The sequence below is a fragment of the Pseudomonas sp. GD04015 genome (assembly GCF_029837675.1).
Taxonomy (GTDB): domain Bacteria; phylum Pseudomonadota; class Gammaproteobacteria; order Pseudomonadales; family Pseudomonadaceae; genus Aquipseudomonas; species Aquipseudomonas paralcaligenes.
In genome coordinates, this window is record NZ_JAOEEE010000004.1 from 236,808 (window position 1) to 255,573 (window position 18,766).

General features: G+C 68.7%; 16 protein-coding genes and 1 riboswitch. Of the genes, 13 read left to right on the plus strand and 3 right to left on the minus strand.

Translation table 11 applies throughout. The features are described 5' to 3' along the window. Positions 1 to 22: 22 nt before the first annotated feature. The 3 genes from adhP to N7640_RS05490 all read left to right on the plus strand — a co-directional run bounded on the left by adhP (position 23) and on the right by N7640_RS05490 (position 3,486). Positions 23 to 1,045, plus strand: a complete 1,023-nt coding sequence (adhP, locus tag N7640_RS05480) for an alcohol dehydrogenase AdhP (protein WP_220812598.1) — start codon at positions 23 to 25, stop codon at positions 1,043 to 1,045. 300 nt (positions 1,046 to 1,345) lie between these two features. Continuing rightward, complete coding sequence (locus N7640_RS05485) at positions 1,346 to 2,374, plus strand: histone deacetylase family protein (RefSeq protein WP_279903048.1); 1,029 nt, start codon at positions 1,346 to 1,348, stop codon at positions 2,372 to 2,374. A 23-nt stretch (positions 2,375 to 2,397) separates the two neighbouring features. Continuing rightward, positions 2,398 to 3,486, plus strand: a complete 1,089-nt coding sequence (locus N7640_RS05490) for a polyamine ABC transporter substrate-binding protein (protein WP_279903049.1) — start codon at positions 2,398 to 2,400, stop codon at positions 3,484 to 3,486. Between the two features lie 33 nt (positions 3,487 to 3,519). Here N7640_RS05490 and N7640_RS05495 read toward each other — a convergent pair whose 3' ends face one another. Further along, positions 3,520 to 4,557, minus strand: coding sequence for a low specificity L-threonine aldolase (locus N7640_RS05495; RefSeq protein WP_279903050.1), 1,038 nt, complete (start codon positions 4,555 to 4,557; stop codon positions 3,520 to 3,522). Positions 4,558 to 4,927: 370 nt separating this feature from the next. Here N7640_RS05495 and N7640_RS05500 point away from each other — a divergent pair, with 370 nt between their 5' ends. The 4 genes from N7640_RS05500 to N7640_RS05515 all read left to right on the plus strand — a co-directional run bounded on the left by N7640_RS05500 (position 4,928) and on the right by N7640_RS05515 (position 9,250). After that, complete coding sequence (locus N7640_RS05500) at positions 4,928 to 5,143, plus strand: DUF1127 domain-containing protein (RefSeq protein ID WP_220812602.1); 216 nt, start codon at positions 4,928 to 4,930, stop codon at positions 5,141 to 5,143. A gap of 238 nt (positions 5,144 to 5,381) precedes the next feature. Continuing rightward, positions 5,382 to 5,591: riboswitch (cobalamin riboswitch) on the plus strand. A 146-nt stretch (positions 5,592 to 5,737) separates the two neighbouring features. Then, positions 5,738 to 7,624, plus strand: coding sequence for a TonB-dependent receptor (locus N7640_RS05505; RefSeq protein WP_279903096.1), 1,887 nt, complete (start codon positions 5,738 to 5,740; stop codon positions 7,622 to 7,624). Positions 7,625 to 7,631: 7 nt separating this feature from the next. Next, a complete protein-coding gene (locus N7640_RS05510; RefSeq protein ID WP_279903051.1) occupies positions 7,632 to 8,345 on the plus strand; it encodes a (2Fe-2S) ferredoxin domain-containing protein in 714 nt (237 codons plus the stop codon). Next, positions 8,342 to 9,250, plus strand: coding sequence for an ABC transporter substrate-binding protein (locus N7640_RS05515; protein ID WP_279903052.1), 909 nt, complete (start codon positions 8,342 to 8,344; stop codon positions 9,248 to 9,250). The genes N7640_RS05510 and N7640_RS05515 overlap by 4 nt, the downstream gene beginning before the upstream one ends. A 780-nt stretch (positions 9,251 to 10,030) precedes the next feature. Here N7640_RS05515 and oadA read toward each other — a convergent pair. Both oadA and N7640_RS05525 read right to left on the minus strand, forming a co-directional pair. Beyond that, positions 10,031 to 11,836, minus strand: coding sequence for a sodium-extruding oxaloacetate decarboxylase subunit alpha (gene oadA / locus N7640_RS05520; RefSeq protein WP_279903054.1), 1,806 nt, complete (start codon positions 11,834 to 11,836; stop codon positions 10,031 to 10,033). Positions 11,837 to 11,846: 10 nt separating this feature from the next. After that, positions 11,847 to 13,262, minus strand: coding sequence for an acetyl-CoA carboxylase biotin carboxylase subunit (locus N7640_RS05525; RefSeq protein ID WP_220812607.1), 1,416 nt, complete (start codon positions 13,260 to 13,262; stop codon positions 11,847 to 11,849). 189 nt (positions 13,263 to 13,451) lie between these two features. Between N7640_RS05525 and N7640_RS05530 the strand changes: the two genes are divergently transcribed. The 6 genes from N7640_RS05530 to N7640_RS05555 all read left to right on the plus strand — a co-directional run bounded on the left by N7640_RS05530 (position 13,452) and on the right by N7640_RS05555 (position 18,738). Continuing rightward, positions 13,452 to 14,393 carry a LysR family transcriptional regulator gene (locus N7640_RS05530; protein ID WP_279903055.1) on the plus strand — a complete coding sequence of 314 codons (942 nt, stop codon included), beginning with the start codon at positions 13,452 to 13,454 and terminating at the stop codon, positions 14,391 to 14,393. 64 nt (positions 14,394 to 14,457) lie between these two features. Continuing rightward, positions 14,458 to 15,129, plus strand: a complete 672-nt coding sequence (locus tag N7640_RS05535; RefSeq protein ID WP_279903056.1) for a GntR family transcriptional regulator — start codon at positions 14,458 to 14,460, stop codon at positions 15,127 to 15,129. Between the two features lie 100 nt (positions 15,130 to 15,229). Further along, positions 15,230 to 16,165 (plus strand): 4-hydroxyproline epimerase, encoded by a 936-nt coding sequence (locus tag N7640_RS05540; RefSeq protein ID WP_279903058.1) that lies wholly within the window; start codon positions 15,230 to 15,232, stop codon positions 16,163 to 16,165. Next, positions 16,162 to 17,271 (plus strand): FAD-dependent oxidoreductase, encoded by a 1,110-nt coding sequence (locus N7640_RS05545; protein WP_279903060.1) that lies wholly within the window; start codon positions 16,162 to 16,164, stop codon positions 17,269 to 17,271. The genes N7640_RS05540 and N7640_RS05545 overlap by 4 nt, the downstream gene beginning before the upstream one ends. Beyond that, positions 17,264 to 17,500: a (2Fe-2S)-binding protein gene (locus tag N7640_RS05550; protein WP_279903062.1), complete on the plus strand. Its 237-nt coding sequence runs from the start codon at positions 17,264 to 17,266 to the stop codon at positions 17,498 to 17,500. Before N7640_RS05545 ends, N7640_RS05550 begins: the two co-directional genes overlap by 8 nt. Next, a complete protein-coding gene (locus tag N7640_RS05555) occupies positions 17,497 to 18,738 on the plus strand; it encodes an FAD/NAD(P)-binding oxidoreductase (RefSeq protein WP_279903064.1) in 1,242 nt (413 codons plus the stop codon). Before N7640_RS05550 ends, N7640_RS05555 begins: the two co-directional genes overlap by 4 nt. Positions 18,739 to 18,766 lie beyond the last annotated feature (28 nt).

The following is an 18,766-nucleotide window of genomic DNA, read 5'->3' on the forward strand; positions in this document are numbered from 1 at the left end:
CCGCACGTAGAGGAGAACCGTCATGGACACAACGATGAAAGCCGCCGTGGTACACGCCTTCGGCGAGCCCCTGCGCATCGAGGAAGTGAAGGTGCCGCTGCCCGGCCCCGGGCAGGTATTGGTGAAGATCGAGGCCTCCGGCGTCTGCCACACCGACCTGCACGCCGCCGAGGGCGACTGGCCGGTGAAGCCGAGCCTACCGTTCATCCCCGGCCACGAGGGCGTCGGCTACGTCGCCGCGGTGGGCGCCGGGGTCAGCCGGGTCAAGGAAGGCGACCGGGTCGGCGTGCCCTGGCTGTACACCGCCTGCGGCTGCTGCGAACACTGCCTGACCGGCTGGGAAACCCTCTGCGAGAGCCAGCAGAACACCGGCTACTCGATCAACGGCGGCTATGCCGAATACGTGCTGGCCGACCCCAACTACGTCGGCCTGCTGCCGGACAAGGTGTCCTTCACCGAGATCGCGCCGATCCTCTGCGCCGGCGTCACCGTCTACAAGGCACTGAAGGAGACCAGGGCGCGCCCCGGCCAGTGGGTGGCCATCTCCGGCATCGGCGGGCTCGGCCACGTGGCGGTGCAGTACGCCCGCGCCATGGGCCTGCACGTGGCGGCCGTGGACATCGACGACGCCAAGCTGGAGCTGGCGCGCAAGCTGGGCGCCAGCCTGACCGTCAACGCCCGCCGGGAAGATCCGGCGACGGTGATCCAGCGCGACATCGGCGGCGCCCACGGCGTGGTGGTGACCGCCGTGTCCAATAGCGCCTTCGGCCAGGCCATCGACATGGCCAGGCGCGGCGGCACCATCTCCCTGGTCGGTTTGCCGCCGGGCGACTTCCCCACGCCGATCTTCGACGTGGTGCTCAAGGGCCTGCACATCACCGGCTCCATCGTCGGCACCCGGGCGGACCTGCAGGAGGCGCTGGACTTCGCCGGCGAAGGGCTGGTCAAGGCGACCATCCACGGCGACAAGCTGGAAAACATCAACCAAGTGCTCGACCAGATGCGCGCCGGGCAGATCGAGGGACGTGTCGTACTGGAGTTCTAGGGCACGCAGCCGGAGACTGATGGCCCCTAGAGGCACTTTGCGCAACCGCTGATCCGTTCCGGCGACAGCAAGCGAGGCCCGCCAAGTGCGGGTCTCGGCTCATGGCGCTCACCTTGGCGCCTATGTGGAGGTGCGCGCGGCGCACCCTACTCCAATCCCTCCTACCTCTATCCGTCGAGCCGGAACCGGTCGCGGCGGCGCCACAATGGCCGGAATTATCCCTTCTTGGCCGCCGTTATCGTTCTCCCCGCCAGCCCGGGGCGCCAACAATGCGCCCAGCCCATCGAGGAGAACAACAAGATGCTGACCCTCTACAGCGACGACCACCGCCTGCACCATGCCCAGGGCGAGATGGTCGGCGGCGAGTTCAAACCCTGCTTCGAGATGCCGGCGCGCGCCGACCACGTGCTGGCCCGGGTGCGCGAGCGCCAGCTCGGTGAGGTGCTGGCGCCGCGCGACTTCGGCCTGGCGCCCATCGCCCGCATCCACACCGGCGACTACCTGGACTTCCTGCAGAACGCCTGGGCCGGCTGGGCCGCCCAGGGCAACACCGCCGATTTCCTGCCCGGCGTGTTCCCGGCCCGCCACCTGCGCGCCAAGCGCCCGGATGACCTCTACGGCCAGTACGGTTTCCACAGCTTCGACTGCTTCGCGCCGATCACCGCCGGCACCTGGCAGGCCGTCCATACCTCGGCGCAGGTGGCCCTGAGCGGCCAGGCCGAGATCGCCGCCGGCGCCCACTGCGCCTTCGCCCTGTGCCGGCCACCGGGCCACCACGCCAGCGCCGACGTGATGGGCGGCTACTGCTACCTGAACAACGTGGCCATCGCCGCCCAGGCCTTCCTCGACCAGGGCGCCGCGCGAGTGGCGATCCTCGACGTGGACTACCACCACGGCAACGGCACCCAGTCGATCTTCTACGACCGCGACGACGTGCTGGTGGCCAATATCCACGGCAGCCCCAGCTTCGAGTACCCGCACTTCCTCGGCTACGCCGACGAGACCGGCGAGGGCCGCGGCGAGGGCTTCAACCTCAACCTGCCGCTGGCCGCCGGCAGCGCCTGGGACCTGTACGGCGCCGCGCTGGAGACCGCCTGCCGGCGCATCGCCGAGTACGCGCCGGACGTGGTGCTGGTGTCCCTCGGCGTCGACACCTATCAGAACGACCCGATCTCCAGCTTCAAGCTGGACAGCCCGGACTACCTGCGTATGGGCGAACGCATCGCCGCGCTGGGCAGGCCGACCCTGTTCGTCATGGAAGGCGGCTACGCGGTCGCCGAAATCGGCATCAACGCCGTCAATGTGCTCGAAGGTTTCCAGGGCGCCTGAGCCCATACAGGAGAACGACAAAAATGAAGAAACTGCTCGCCGCCGCACTCTGCGGCCTGACCCTGGCCGGCACCGCCCAGGCCGCCGACCGCCAACTCAAGGTCTACAACTGGTTCGACTACATCACCCCGGAGACCCTGACCAAGTTCAAGCAGGACAGCGGCATCAAGCTGACCTACGACATCTTCGACACCAATGAGGCGCTGGAGGCCAAGCTGCTCACCGGCAACTCCGGCTACGACCTGGTGGTGCCGTCCAACGTGTTCCTGGCCAAGCAGATCGAGGCCGGGGTGTTCCAGAAGCTCGACCGCAGCAAGCTGCCCAACTGGCAGCACCTCGACCCGCAGTTGATGAAGCTGATCGAGGCCAACGACCCGGGCAACCAGTATGCCGTGCCCTACATGTACGGCACCGTGCTGATCGGCTTCAACCCGGCCAAGGTCAAGGCCGCCCTCGGCGACGACGCGCCGGTGGACAGCTGGGACCTGATCTTCAAGGAAGAGAACATCGCCAAACTGCAGCAGTGCGGCGTGGCCCTGCTCGACTCGCCGTCCGAGATCCTGCCGCTGGCCCTGCACTACCTGGGCCTGCCGCCGAACAGCAAGGAGCCGGCCGACTACGCCAAGGCCGAGGCGCTGCTGAGCAAGGTCCGCCCCCACGTGCGCTACTTCCACAGCTCCAAGTACATGAGCGACATCGCCAACGGCGAGATCTGCGTGGCGGTCGGCTACTCCGGCAGCTTCTCCCAGGCCGCCAACAACGCCATCCAGGCGAAGAACGGCGTGGTGGTGGACATGCGCCTGCCCAAGGAAGGCGCGCCGATCTGGTTCGACATGATGGCCATTCCCAAGGACGCGAAGAACATCGACGAGGCCCACGCCTTCATCGACTTCCTGCTGCGCCCGGAAGTGATCGCGCCGATCTCCGACTTCGTCGGCTACCCCAACCCGAACAAGGACGCCACCGCGCAGGTGGCCGAGGCGATCCGCAGCAACCCGAACCTGTACCCGACCGCCGAGGCGATGAAGACGCTCTACACCCTGGAGCCGCTGCCACGCGCCGCCGAGCGGGCGCGTACCCGGGCCTGGAGCAAGATCAAGACCGGCAACTGATCCAGCACCGACCCGTCAGGGCCGGTTTCCGTTTCAGGCCATGGCGCGGCGGATGTCCGCGGCCAGTTCGCGCACCCGCTCCTCCTCGGTGTCCCACGAGCACATGAAGCGCGCGCCGCCGGCGCCGATGAAGGTGTAGAAGCGCCAGCCCCAGTCGCGCAGGCGCTCGATGGCCGGCTCCGAGAGCTGGAGGAACACGCCGTTGGCCTCCACCGGGAACATCAGGCTCACTCCCGGCACGTCGGCCACCAGTTCGGCGAGCAGGCGGGCGCAGCGGTTGGCGTGGCTGGCGTAGCGCAGCCAGGCATCGTCCTGCAGCAGGCCGACCCAGGGCGCGGACAGGTAGCGCATCTTCGAGGCCAGCTGGCCGGCCTGCTTGCAGCGGTAGTCGAAGTCCTCGGCCAGCGCCTTGTTGAAGAACAGGATGGCCTCGCCCACCGCCATGCCGTTCTTGGTGCCGCCGAAGCACAGCACGTCGACGCCGGCCTTCCAGGTCAGCTCGGCCGGGCTGCAGCCGAGAAAGGCGCAGGCGTTGGAGAAGCGCGCGCCATCCATGTGCAGGTTGAGTCGCAGCGCCTTGCAAGCCTCGCTGATGGCGGCGACCTCGTCGGGGCGGTACACGGTGCCCACCTCGGTGGCCTGGGTCAGGGTCACCACGCGCGGCTTCGGGTAGTGGATGTCCTGCCGCTTGAGCGCCACCTCGCGGATCGAGTCCGGGGTCAGCTTGCCGGCCAGAGTGCGCGCGGTGAGCAGCTTGGAGCCGTTGGAGAAGAACTCCGGCGCGCCGCATTCGTCGGTCTCGACGTGGGCGGTCTCGGAGCAGATCACGCTGTGGTAGCTCTGGCACAGGGAGGAGAGGGCCAGGGAGTTGGCCGCGGTGCCGTTGAAGGCGAAGAACACCTCGCAGTCGCTCTCGAACAGCTGGCGGAAGCGGTCCGCGGCACGGGCCGTCCAGCTGTCCTCGCCATAGGCGCGCTCGTGGCCGCGGTTGGCCTCGGCCATGGCGGCCCAGGCCTCGGGGCAGATGCCCGAATAGTTGTCGCTGGCGAATTGCTGGGTATGGTCGGTCATGGTGTGTGCTTCCTGGCAGGGCAGTCGCTCAACTGTACGCCAGCGCCGTGGCGTCCGGCAGCGACAGTCGAGCGATTTGGGGCAATAACAGATACGACTTCAAAAGAGTCCATCGAAAAACTGTACCGGCATCTATTTCTCGCTGAAACGGCTATGGCTGGTCGAAATTCGCGCAGGTTCTGAAACGGCAGGACTTTCCACTTATGACCAGTACAGTTGCAGCCGTAGAAGCAGAACAGTTACAAAGCCGCCTAACTAATAGCCCTGCAATTTAGCCCAGCTGTGTCTATAAAATCGACTATCCAGTCAGGAAAATATGCTTCCAGTAGGACACCCTCTAACCCCGCGCGAAGCGGAAGGAAGCACCACCATGGAACGCATACTCGGTTCCGACCTCATGTTCCAACAACAGAGCCCGGCCAGCGGCGGCAACCTGCCCCTGCGCGTCCTGGGCACCCTGCTGCTCTGGCAGCGCCGCATCAGCAGCCGCCGCGAACTCGCCCGCCTGGACGAGCGCCTGCTGGCCGATGCCGGCATCAGCACCTACGACCGCGCCATCGAGATCGACAAGCCGTTCTGGCGCTGAACCGCGACACCCGCCGTCACCAAGGGAAGCCGAGCGCTTCCCTTTTTTATACCCGCTTCGCAGGGTGCGCCGCGCGCACCAGCAAGCCTCCGCAGGGCCCGGTGCGCACGGCGCACCCCACGCAACAAATTGGCACACAGCCCTTGAGTGCCACGAATCGCCCCGCCCGCCCTGTTTCTCGGGGACTGACAACCCTCGCCACGCCTACCGCGACTTGACCCGCCGCCAGCACGCTGGTCTCATGCGCGCCGATCCAGGTGTCTCGCGCCGCCGCGCGCGAGGTTAAACGGGAAGCCGGTAATGCTCCGCCCCTCGGCGAGCCAGTCCGGCGCTGCCCCCGCAACGGTATGCGAGCCGGGTGTTCACTCTGCCACTGTGCTTCGGCATGGGAAGGCGAACGCCCCAAGTCTCGCAAGCCCGGAGACCGGCCTGGACCCTTGTTGGCAAACCCGCGGTGGGCGGGCGTAACCGATGGTCCGCCCGCACGGGAGGCCCTTGTCTGCGCGCGCCTACGAAACTCGTTTCGAGGCGATCACCTTGGCTCTTTCCCGTTCTTCCCTGTTCCGCCGTGCGCCGCTGGCGACCGGCACCCTCCTGTGCGGCCTCGCCGCGCCCCTGGCGGCGCAGCCCCTGGGCCTGGACAACCTGACCATCAGCGCGCCCTCGGTGGAATCCACCGCCGTGGCGGAAATGGCCCGCTACGGCAGCCACCTGAACATCATCGAGCGCGAGCAGATCGAACGCGCCGGCCCCAGCGCCGACCTGTCCCGCGTCCTGCAGATGTACGTCCCCGGCCTGTACGTGGCGCCGAAGAACGGCCCGTTCGACACCGGCACCTTCTCCCTGCTCGGCGGCCGCAACGACGACACCCTGATCCTGCTGGACGGCGTGCGCCTGAACAACCGCCTGTACGGCGGCATCTACCTGGACACCCTGCCGACCACTGCGGTGGAGCGCATCGAGGTGCTCAAGGGCGGCCAGGGCATCCTGTTCGGCACCCAGGCGGTGTCCGGCGTCATCAACATCGTCACCCGGCGTCCGCAGAGCCGCGACGCCAGCGGCGAGGTCAACCTCGGCCTGGACAGCTTCAAGGGCCGCAACGGCGACGCGCGGGTGGAAAGGGTGCTCACCAACGGCTTCGGCGACCTGGGCCTGCTCGGCTACGCCAGCCGCCACCGCTCGCAGGGCTACCAGCCCTACCGCGACCGCGACATGACCGCCACCGTCAGCGACGAGCGCCGCTCCTACGACGTGACCACCCTGGGCGGCAAGGCGATCCAGGCCTTCGGCGAGGACGCGCGGCTGGAGCTGTTCTACCAGTACAGCGAGGCCGACCTGGACTTCGCCCGCCCCACCTCCAACCGCAGCACCACCAACGACCGCGTCCACCAGATCGCCACGGCCACCTTCCAGCAGCGCCTGAGCGACGACTTCAGCTGGTTCGCCAAGACCCACATCAACGACTGGGACACCCGCTACACGCGGATCTACAACCTGCAGGGCGGCGGCACCCGCACGCTCAACCGCAACGACTACTGGGGCTTCACCGACTGGGGCGCGCAGATCGAGGGCAAGGCGATCCTGGCCGGCGGCCACGAACTGGTGTTCGGCAACGACAACCAGTGGTTCGAGGGCCAGGACGACGTGCTGATCATCGACAACAACGAGGCCGAGGCCCACGCCTTCTACGCCCAGCTGCGCCCGCGGATCGACGCGCTGCCGGACTGGCACCCCAGCCTGGGCGTGCGCCGCGAGAAGATGTCCGGCGGCGAAGGCGCCACCGTGTGGATGCTCACCTCGCTGTACGACCTGAACGAACAGTGGAAGCTGCGCGGCCAGTTCGGCACCGCCTTCAAGCTGCCCAACGCCGAGCAGCTCTACGTCAACGAGCCGGGCTCGGAGATGGGCAACCCCGACCTCAAGCCGGAACGCAGCCGCAACGCCGAGCTGGGCCTGGACTTCGACGGCGGCCCGCTGACCGCCAGCGCCACCCTGTTCCGCCGCGACATCACCGACCTGATCAGCCTACACGGCGAGCAATGGGTCAACGGCGACGGTGAGATCGAGGTGCGCGGCGTCGAAGTCGACGCCCAGTGGCGCTTCGCCCCCGGCTGGAGCTGGAGCGGCGACGCCACGCGCAACCTGATCGAGACCCGGGAAGGCGTGACCCTCCACAACATCCCCAGCTTCTTCGCCCGCACCCGCCTGGGCTACGACGCCGACGCCTGGGGCGTGGGCGCCGCCGCCCGCTACGTGCGCGCGGTGGTCAGCGCGGCCGGCGACGACTACGGCCACTACACCGTGCTGGACGCCGACGCCTACCACTACCTGGACGCCGCCCAGCAACACCGCGTCAGCCTGCTGCTGGAGAACCTGCTGGACCGTGACTACGCCACCAGCCGGATCACCAACGGCACCCGCCAGGTGGACAACCTGGGCCGGCCGCGCACCGCCGAGCTGCGCTACACCTACCGCTTCTGAGGCCGGCGTGCGCAGCCTGATCTTCGCCGGCCCGCTCGGCGGCGCCCAGGGCGAGGCCTTCCGCCGCCAACTGCTGGAACTGCGCAGCCCGGCCGCCGCCGAGGACGTGGTCGACACCGGCGACGCCTTCGACGCCCTGTGGCAACGGGTCCGCGCCTGCCTCGCGGCGGGCGCGACCGAGCTGCGGGTGGCCGATCTGGAACCGGCGGCGGACAGCGCCTACCTCGACTGGTTGCGCGGCGAACTGGCAACGATCGCCGCCGAGTTCGAGCATGCGCCGCGCCTGCGCGTCACCGGCTCGGCGCTGGGCCGCCAGGGCCTGGACGCCCGCGCCGCCTGCGCCGCGCTGGAGGACGAGAGCCAGCTGCTGGACTGCCGGGACGTCGGCGAGATTCCGGCGCAGCCCGACTGGTCGCGGCCACCGCCGCACCAGCGCCACCTGTTCCTCTGCACCGGCCCGCGTTGCGTGCGACGCGGCGCCCTGCCGCTGTGGAAGGCCCTGCGTCGCGAGCTGGCCAGCCGCGACCTGATCGAAACCCCGCACGGCGTGCTGATGAGCCGCAGCGGCTGCCAGTTCCCCTGCAACCGGGGGCCGATCCTCACGGTGTACCCGGACCGCTGCTGGTACTCGCTGCGCAACCCCGAACAGGTGCTGCGCCTGGTGCAGGAGCACCTTGAGGCAGGCCGACCGGTGGCCGAACTGCTGGTAGAGGCCGAATGACCAGGCCCGCCCTGCTGGCACTGCTGCTCGCCCTGGCCTGCCCGCCGCTGCAGGCGGCCATCGCCTTCAGCAGTTGCGGCCAGGACGCCACCCTGGCGGCGCCAGCGCAGCGCATCCTGGTGCTCAATCAGCACGCCGCCGACCTGCTGATCGCCCTCGGCGCCAGCCGCCAGGTGCTGGGCGTCGCCTACATCGACGACGACCCGGAGGCGTTGCGCCAGGGGCGCTACCACGGCATCCCGGTGATCGCCGAGAAATACCCCTCGGCCGAGATCGTCTACGCCCTGCGGCCGGACCTGGTGATCGGCGGCTTCGCCTCGGCCTTCGGCCAGGGCCTGCTGTCGCGCGGCGAACTGGCCGCCAACGGCATGCCCAGCTACCTGCTGGACGCGGCCTGCCCGCAGCGGGCGGAGACCTTCTTCGCCGGCATCGAGCGGGACCTGACCAGCCTGGGCCGCCTGGTCGGCCAAGCGGAGCGGGCCCGGGTGCTGATCGCCAAGCAACGGCGGGAACTGGCGCGCGCCGCCGAGCTGGCACGGGGGCACGAACCGCTGCGGGTGTTCTACCTCGACAGCCTGGAGCAGGGCCTGAACACCCAAGGCGGGCAAGGCTTCATCGGCGAGCTGATGCGCGCGGCCGGCGCGCGCAACCCGTTCGACCACATCGCCCGGCGCGGCTTCGTGGTCAGCCCGGAGCTGCTGCTGGCGGAAGACCCGGACGTCATCCTGCTGGCCGACGCGGTGTGGTCGCCCGCGCCGGAGAAGATCGCCGCGCTGCGCGCCGACCCACTGCTTTCAAGGCTGCGCGAGGAACGCTTCGTCTCGGTGCCTATCGCCCACCTGTTCCCCGGCGCGCACAGCGCCACGGCGGCCCGCCGCCTGGCCGAGGCGCTCTATGGTCCATGAGAAGGCTATGTATCGGTTGGATGAAGGCATGTGATCGTAGGGTGCGCCGCGCGCACCGATAAGCTGGCAAACCGATGCTCAGCTGTTTACCCAACCGCATGAAAGTGTTGGTTCCGAACTCCCGAGCGAGTCGCTCGGGCCCGCCGCGGCTGTTACTCCGCTTCGTTGCTCCTGTCTACGTATTGCCGCCTGGACCAGAAGAAAGCAACCAACGAGAAGGCCACCCCGGCATCCGGGTCCGGGCGGCACGGACTGTCCTTCCTCCGGTGCCCTCCGGGGCCGGCTTGAAGGGCCATCCATAGCTCTTCAAGCGGAGGACGCCTGGTTCTCTCGCCGCATCCATGCGGCTCATCCTCCTGCGCAACACCTCCACTCGGCCTCCTGACGGGGACTCCGGCGCCGAGTTGCTTGACGCTTTTTGCCAGCCGCTACGATGTTGTCGTGCCCTGACCTCTTTTGGGTCCCCGCCTGCGCGGGGATGACGAGGTAAAAGGTGAAATTCTTCCAGAACCGTCATTCCCGCGAAGGCGGGAATCCAGGGGCCGGCAGCTGTAGCGCTCAGATAGAGGGCCTGATCGCGCAACACGTAACGGGAACACAGCCATAAAAAGGCTATGTCCCCGTTAGTTGTTGCACACCTTGTGGGAGCGGATTTATCCGCGAATTTCGCGGCCAAGGCCGCTCCCACAAAAGCATGATTGCGCCACCAGCACGTAACCGGACACAGCCATAAAAAAGGGGGAGCCCGATGCTCCCCCCAATGGGACCAACCCTGCGCCGTCAGGCGATCTCCACCAGCACCTCGCCGGGGTTGACCCGGTCGCCCTTGGCCACGTGGATGGCCTTGACGGTGCCGGCGATCGGCGCCTGGACCTCGGTTTCCATCTTCATCGCCTCGGTGATCAGCACGGCCTGGCCGGCCTTGACCTGGTCGCCCTCCTTCACCAGCACATCGACGATGTTGCCCGGCATGGTGGTGCTGACGTCGCCCGGTTCGCTGGCGTGCTTGCGCTTGCCGCCGGCGCCGGCGACGAAGTCGTTGAGCGGCTCGAACACCACCTCCTCCGGCATGCCGTCGATGGACAGGTAGAAGTGGCGCTTGCCGTCGCCCTTCACGCCCACGCCGGTGATGTCCACGCGGTAGCTCTCACCATGCACGTCGACCACGAACTCGGTCGGCACGCCCTCGCCGCCGGGCGCGGCCACGCCGCCGGCCTCGGGGATCGGCAGCAGCACTTCCGGGGTCAGGGTGCCGGCGGCGCGTTCCTCGAGGAACTTGCGGCCGATGTCCGGGAACATGGCGAAGGTCAGCACGTCCTCCTCGCTCTTGGCGAGGCTGCCGATCTCCGTGCGCAGCTTGGCCATCTCCGGCTTGAGCAGGTCGGCCGGGCGCACGTCGATCACTTCCTCGCTGCCGATGGCCTGCTTGCGCAGCGCCTCGTTGACCTTGCCCGGCGCCTTTCCGTAGCGGCCCTGCAGGTACAGCTTCACCTCGTTGGTGATGGTCTTGTAGCGGGCGCCGGCGAGCACGTTGAACACCGCCTGGGTGCCGACGATCTGCGAGGTCGGGGTGACCAGGGGCGGGAAGCCGAGGTCTTCGCGCACACGCGGGATTTCGGCGAACACCTCGTTGATGCGGTTGAGCGCGCCCTGTTCCTTCAGCTGGTTGGCCAGGTTGGACATCATCCCGCCCGGCACCTGGTTGACCTGCACGCGGGTGTCCACGGCGGTGAATTCGCTCTCGAACTGGTGGTACTTCTTGCGCACGGCGTGGAAGTACATGCCGATCTCCTGGATCAGCGCCAGGTCCAGGCCGGTGTCGTACTCGCTGCCGCGCAGGGCGGCGACCATCGACTCGGTGCCCGGGTGGCTGGTGCCCCAGGCGAAGCTGGAGATGGCCGTGTCGATGTGGTCGGCGCCGGCCTCGATGGCCTTGAGCTGGCACATCGAGCCCATGCCGGCGGTGTCGTGGCTGTGCACGAACACCGGCAGGTCGACCTCGGCCTTGAGCGCCTTGACCAGATCGGCGGTGGCGTAGGGCGTGAGCAGGCCGGCCATGTCCTTGATCGCGATGGAGTCGATGCCCATGGCCTGCATGGCCCGGGCCTGGGCGACGAAGGCCTCGACCGTGTGCACCGGGCTGGTGGTGTAGCTGATGGTGCCCTGGGCGTGCTTGCCGGCAGCCTTCACCGCCTCGATGGAGACGCGCAGGTTACGCACGTCGTTCATCGCGTCGAAGATGCGGAACACGTCGATGCCGTTGACCGCGGCCTTGGCCACGAAGGCGCGCACCACGTCGTCGCTGTAATGGCGGTAGCCGAGCAGGTTCTGCCCGCGCAGGAGCATCTGCAGGCGGGTGTTGGGCAGCGCCGCCTTGAGCTGGCGCAGGCGCTCCCACGGGTCTTCCTTGAGGAAGCGCACACAGGCGTCGAAGGTGGCGCCGCCCCAGACCTCCAGCGACCAGTAACCGACCCGGTCCAGCTTGTCGCAGATCGGCAGCATGTCCTCGGTGCGCATGCGGGTGGCGATCAGCGACTGGTGGGCGTCGCGCAGGATGGTGTCGGTAACGGTGATCTTCTTGCTCATTGTTCGTTCCTCACAGGCCGGCGTGCGCGGCGATGGCGGTGGCGATGGCGAGGGCCAGATGCGACGGTTCGCGCTTGATCGAATACTGGGTCAGCTCCGGGTGGCTCTCGACGAAGCTGGTGTTGAACTGGCCGCTGCGGAACTCGGGGTTGCGCAGGATTTCCTGGTAGTAGGGCGCGGTGGTGCGCACGCCCTGCACGCGCATGTCGTCCAGCGCGCGCAGGCCGCGGTCCAACGCCTCTTCCCAGGTCAGCGCCCAGACGATCAGCTTCAGGCACATGGAGTCGTAGTACGGCGGGATGGTGTAGCCGGTGTAGATCGCCGTGTCGGTGCGCACGCCGGGGCCGCCGGGGGCGTAGTAGCGGGTGATCTTGCCGAACGAGGGCAGAAAGTTGTTCTTCGGGTCCTCGGCGTTGATGCGGAACTGCAGGGCGAAGCCGCGGTGGAAAATGTCCTCCTGCTTCACCGACAGCTCCAGCCCGGAGGCGATGCGGATCTGCTCGCGAACGATGTCGATGCCGGTGATTTCCTCGGTGATGGTGTGCTCCACCTGCACCCGGGTGTTCATTTCCATGAAGTACACCTCGCCGTCGGCGAGCAGGAACTCCACGGTGCCGGCGTTCTCGTAGCCCACTGCCTTGGCCGCGCGCACCGCCAGGTCGCCGATGTAGGCGCGCTGCTCGGGGGTGAGCTGCGGGCTGGGGGCGATCTCGATCAGCTTCTGGTTGCGGCGCTGGATCGAGCAGTCGCGCTCGAACAGGTGCACGGTGTTGCCGAAGCTGTCGGCGAGAATCTGCGCCTCGATGTGCTTCGGATTGACGATGCACTTCTCCAGGAACACCTCGGCCGAACCGAACGCCTTGGTCGCCTCGGAAATCACCCGGGGGAAGGCCGACTCCAGCTCCTCGCGGCTGTTGCAGCGGCGGATGCCGCGGCCGCCGCCGCCGGAGGTGGCCTTGAGCATCACCGGGTAGCCGATGCGCTCGGCCTCGGACAGCGCCTCGGCGATGTCGGCGACGTTGCCCTCGGTGCCCGGGGTGCAGGGCACGCCGGCGGCGATCATGCTGCGCCGCGCCTCGGTCTTGTCGCCCATGCGGCGGATCACTTCCGCGCTCGGGCCGATGAACTTGATGCCGCGCTCGGCGCAGATTTCCGCTAGCTCGGCATTCTCCGAGAGGAAGCCATAGCCCGGGTGGAGGGCGTCGCAGCCGGTTTCCACGGCCAGGTTCACCAGCTTGCGCGGGTTGAGGTAGCCGGCCAGCGGGTCGTCGCCGACGCTGTGCGCCTCGTCGGCACGCTTGACGTGCAGTGCCTGGCGGTCCGCCTCGGAGTAGACGGCCACCGAGCGGATGCCCATCTCGGCGCAGGCACGCACGATGCGCACCGCGATCTCGCCCCGGTTGGCGATGAGAATCTTCTTGATCACGAGCCTGGTTCCTCGATCACGTGAGCAAAGGACCGCGACAGAGCGGTCCACGAATGACCGCGCAGCCCGAGGCGGTCTTGCTTTCAAGGTAGCGCCGTCGATGAATTACCCAAAATCAATAATCATTTGGATGACCATTAGCAAAGACTTATAGTCGTGGCGAAATGAGTTGCTTCCGAGTCGATATAAATGCGCAAGTCATTGATGCGAATGACATTTCGCCAGCTGCAGATTTTCCGTGCGGTGTGCGAGAGCCGTTCGTACAGCCGCGCCGCCGAGGAAATGGCGCTGACCCAGCCGGCGGTGAGCCTGCAGATTCGCCAGCTGGAAGAGCTGGTCGGCCAGCCGCTGTTCGACTACGTCGCCAAGAAGCTCTACCTGACCCCCGCCGCCGAAGCCCTGCTACGCGCCAGCGAGGACGTGTTCGGTCGCCTGGAGGCGCTGGACATGCAGCTCTCCGACCTGCAGGGCTCGCTGCAGGGCCAGCTCACCCTGGCCGTGGAGTCCAGCGCCAAGTACCTGGTGCCGCACCTGTTCGCCGCCTTCCGCGAGCAGCACCCGGAGGTCGGCCTGCAGCTGGTGGTGGTCAACCACGGCCAGGCGGTGCGCCGCCTGTCGGCGAGCCGCGACGACCTGCTGATCATGTCGCAGCCGCCCGGCGACCAGCCGCTGGATTTCTTCCCCTTCCTCAACAACCCGATCGTCGCCGTGGCGCCGCCGCAGCACCCTCTGTGCGCCCTAGAAAGGCTGCGCCTGAGCGACCTCACGCCGTTCCCGCTGCTGGTCCGCGAGCCCGGCTCGGGCACCCGCCGGGCCTGCGAGGAATATTGTCACCAGAAGCGCGCGCACTTCGCCCAGACGGTGGAGATAGGTTCCACCGAAGCCCAGGTGGAGGCGACCATCGCCGGCCTCGGACTGGCCCTGCTGCCGCGCCACGCGGTGCGCCTGGAACTGGCCCGGGGCTTGCTGCGTGAACTGCCGGTGGAAGAACTGCCACTGCAGCGCAGCTGGTGCGTGGTGCACGGCCGCGGCAAGCGCCTGTCGCCGGTGGCCCAGGCCTTCCGTGACTTCATCCGTGGCGAGCGCGCGCAGATCGCCGAACTGGAACAGCGCTTCAGCCGGGCGGGCTGAGCCGGCAGCCAGGGGAATTTCGTATATGATATTCGCATCAGCCAGCCCGACTCGGTGACGCGCCGTGCCTCTACCTCGATTCAACGCTCCCAATCTGGGGATAGTTCCCGCCGCATCCGAGGTCATCGCCAAACACCTGCGCGACGCGATCATCTCCGGCCATTTCGCCGAGGACGAGCCGATCCGCCAGGACGACATCGCCCAGCTGTTCAACGTCAGCAAGATTCCCGTGCGCGAGGCGCTCAAGCGCCTGGAAGCCGAAGGGCTGGTGATGTTCCAGCGCAACAAGGGCGCGGTGGTCACACGCATCTCCGAGCCGGAGATGGCGCAGATGTTCGAGGTGCGGGTGCTGCTGGAAATGCGCGCCATCCGCCTGGCGGTGCCGAACATGACCGAGGAAACCTTCGCCGCCGCCGAACGCATCTGCGAGGCCTTCCTCGGCGAGGAGGACGTCGGTCGCTGGGCCGAACTCAACTGGCAGTTGCACGCCTGCCTCTACGAACCGGCGCAGCGCCCCTTTCTGGTCAACCTGATCCGCTCGATCCACGACAAGCTGGAGCGCTACCTGCGCATGCAGATGAGCCTGTCCGAAGGCAAGGACCGCGCCGACCACGAGCACCGCGACATCATCGCCGCCTGCCGCGCGGGCGACGCCGAGGCCGCCGCCCGACTGATCGAGGAACATATCAACGGCGTGTGCCAGACGCTCTACGAGCACTTGCCCAATCGCGCCTGAGGCTGTGCCGATTTCGTCATAACGCCGGCGGAAATGGCTCAAGCCGCCGACCTCGTTCCGGCGGCACCCTTGCCAAAACCATTCATCGGCAGGGGACTTCATGCAACGCATCCGCGTACTCGACTCGCACACCGGCGGCGAACCCACCCGCCTGGTCCTCGAAGGATTTCCCGACCTAGGCAAGGGCAACATGGCCGAACGCCGCCAGGTGCTGGCCGAGCGCTTCGACCAGTGGCGCGCCGCCAGCGTGCTGGAACCGCGTGGCAGCGACGTGCTGGTCGGCGCCCTGCTGTGCGAGCCGGTCGACCCTGGCGCCTGTGCCGGAGTCATCTTCTTCAACAACACCGGCTACCTCGGCATGTGCGGCCACGGCACCATCGGCCTGGTGGTGTCGCTGGCCCACCTGGGGCGCATCGGCCCGGGCGTGCACCGGATCGAGACGCCGGTCGGCACCGTCGAGGCGACCCTGCACGACGACCGCTCGGTAAGCGTGCGCAACGTGCCGGCCTACCGCTACCGCAAGGCGGTCGAAGTGGAAGTGCCAGGCCACGGCCAGGTGGCCGGCGACATCGCCTGGGGCGGCAACTGGTTCTTCCTGATCAGCGACCACGGCCTGCGCGTGGCCGGCGACAACTTGGACGTGCTCACCGCCTACTCGGTGGCCGTGCAGCAGGCGCTGGAAGACCAGGGCATCCGCGGCGAGGACGGCGGCCTGATCGACCACATCGAGCTGTTCGCCGACGACACCGAGGCCGACAGCCGCAACTTCGTGCTGTGCCCCGGCAAGGCCTACGACCGCTCGCCCTGCGGTACCGGCACCAGCGCCAAGCTGGCCTGCCTGGCGGCCGACGGCAAGCTGCAGCCGGGCCAGCTGTGGCGCCAGGCCAGCGTGATCGGCAGCCAGTTCGAGGGCAGCTACGAGCACGCCGAAGGCGGCCGCATCATCCCCACCATCCGCGGCCGCGCGCACATCAGCGCCGAGGCCACCCTGCTGATCGAGGAAGACGACCCCTTCGCCTGGGGCATCCGCCTGTGAGCGACGGCGCCGACGTCATCGTCATCGGTGCCGGCATCGTCGGCGCCGCCTGCGCCCACGAGCTGGTCCTGCGCGGCCAGCGCGTGCTGGTGCTGGACGCCGGCCTGCGCGCCGCCACCGCCGCCGGCATGGGCCACCTGATCGTGCTCGACGACAACCCGGCCGAGCTCGCCCTCAGCCAGTATTCGGTGCAACGCTGGCGCGACTGGGCCCGCGACATGCCGGAGGACTGCGCCTACCGGCAGAACGGCACCCTGTGGCTGGCTGCCAGCGCCGAGGAGATGGCGGTGGCCGAGGCCAAGTACCAGGTGCTACGCGAGCACGGCCTGGACTGCGAACTGCTCGGCGCCGAAGCCCTGCGCAGCGCCGAGCCGGAGCTGCGCGACGGCCTGCACGGCGGCCTGCGGGTGATCGGCGACGGCATCCTCTATGCACCCAACGCCGCGCGCTGGCTGCTCGACCATCCGCTGATCGAAGTCCGCCAGGGCCGCGTGACCGAGGTCGAAGGTGGCCGCGTGCATCTGCAAGACGGCACCTGGCTGAGCGCCCAGGCGGTGATCCTGGCCGGCGGCATCCACGCCAACGAGCTGTGCCCCGAACTGCCCATCGAACCGAAGAAGGGCCACCTGCTGATCACCGACCGCTACCCCGGGCGCATCGACCACACCCTGGTCGAGCTGGGCTACGTGACCAGCGCGCATAACGCCAGCGGCCCCTCGACCGCCGCCAATATCCAGCCCAGGCCGACGGGCCAGCTGTTCATCGGCGCCTCGCGCCAGTTCGGCACCAGCGACCCCGAGGTCGAGCCGTGGATGCTGGCGAAGCTGCTGCAGCGCGCCGTCGACTACATGCCGGGGCTGGCCAGGCTCAACGGCATCCGCGCCTGGACCGGCTTCCGCGCCGCCAGCCCGGACGGCCTGCCGCTGCTCGGCGAGCACCCCCAGCGGCCAGGCCTGTGGTTGGCGGTCGGCCACGAGGGCCTGGGCGTCACCACCGCGCCGGGCAGCGCCGACCTGCTGGTCGCCCAGCTGTTCGGCGAAGCTGCGCCGCTGGCGCCGGAGCCTTACCTGCCCCAACGCTTCCCGGGAGTGCGCGCGCATGCCTGAACTGATTCTCGACGGCCGCCCGCTGCGGGTGGCCGAGGGCACGACGGTGGCCGCCGCGCTGATGCTCGGCGGCGACGGCACCAGCCGCACCTCGGTGAGCGGCCAGCGCCGCGCGCCGGTGTGTGGCATGGGCGTCTGCCAGGAGTGCCGGGTGACCATCGACGGCCAGCGCCGCCTGGCCTGCCAGACCCTGTGCCGCGACGGCATGCGCGTGGAGAGCCGGCCATGAAGGTGGACATCCTGATCGTCGGCGCCGGCCCCGCCGGCATGGCCGCGGCGCTGGCCGCCGCGCCGAGCGGCGCGCGCATCGCCGTGCTCGACGACAACCCCGCCGCCGGCGGGCAGATCTGGCGCGACGGCCCGCAGGCGCACCTGCCGCCGCTGGCCCGCGAGCATCGCCGGCGCCTGGAGGCGCAGGCCAATATCGAGCTGCTGCCGGCCACCCGCGTGGTCGCCCTGGCCGGGCCAAAAGCGCTGCTGGTGGAAGACCCCGAGCAGGGCCGCGTCATCCGCTACGACACACTGATCCTCTGCACCGGCGCCCGCGAGCTGCTGCTGCCCTTTCCCGGCTGGACCCTGCCCGGCGTCACCGGCGCCGGCGGCCTGCAGGCACTGATCAAGGGTGGCATGCCGGTGGCGGGCGAGCGCATCGTCATCGCCGGCAGCGGCCCGCTGCTGCTGGCCAGCGCCGCCACGGCGAAGGACAACGGCGCGCGGGTGCTGCACATCGCCGAACAGGCGAGCTGGGCGGCCGTGGCCGGCTTCGCCGCGCAACTGCCACGCTGGCCGCACAAGCTGCTGCAGTCGTTCGGCCTGTTCCATCCCGGCTACCGGGCCGGCAGCCATGTTGTCGAAGCGCTGGGCGACGGCCGCCTGGAAGCGGTGCGCCTGAACATCGGCGGGCGCACCAAGGAGATCGCCTGCGAGCGCCTGGCCTGCGGCTTCGGCCTGGTCCCCAACCTGCAGCTCGGCCAGGCCCTGGGTTGCCGCATCGCCAACGGCGCCATCGCCGTCGACCCCTGGCAGGCCACCGACCTGGATGGGGTCTACGCCGCCGGCGAGAGCACCGGTTTCGGCGGCAGCGAGAAGGCCCTGATGGAAGGCTCCATCGCCGGCCACGCGGCGGTCGGCGAGCGCGAGGCAGCGCAGCGCCTGTGGCCCCAGCGCAGGCGCTGGCACGGCTTCGCGAAAACGCTGATCACCGCCTTTGCCCTGCGCGACGAGGTGAAGCGACTGGCCCGGCCGGACACCCTGATCTGCCGCTGCGAGGACGTGCCGCTGGCCGCCCTCGCCGATCACGGCGGCTGGAGCCAGGCGAAGATGGCCAGTCGCTGCGGCATGGGCGCCTGCCAGGGCCGCGTCTGCGGCGCCGCCGCCCAGGCCCTGTTCGGCTGGCAGCCGCCGGCGCCGCGCCCACCGTTCAGCCCGACGCGCATCGAGACCCTGCTGCGGCTCGGCGGGGAATGAGGCGGCGGGCGGGGCGCTTGTCCGCCGT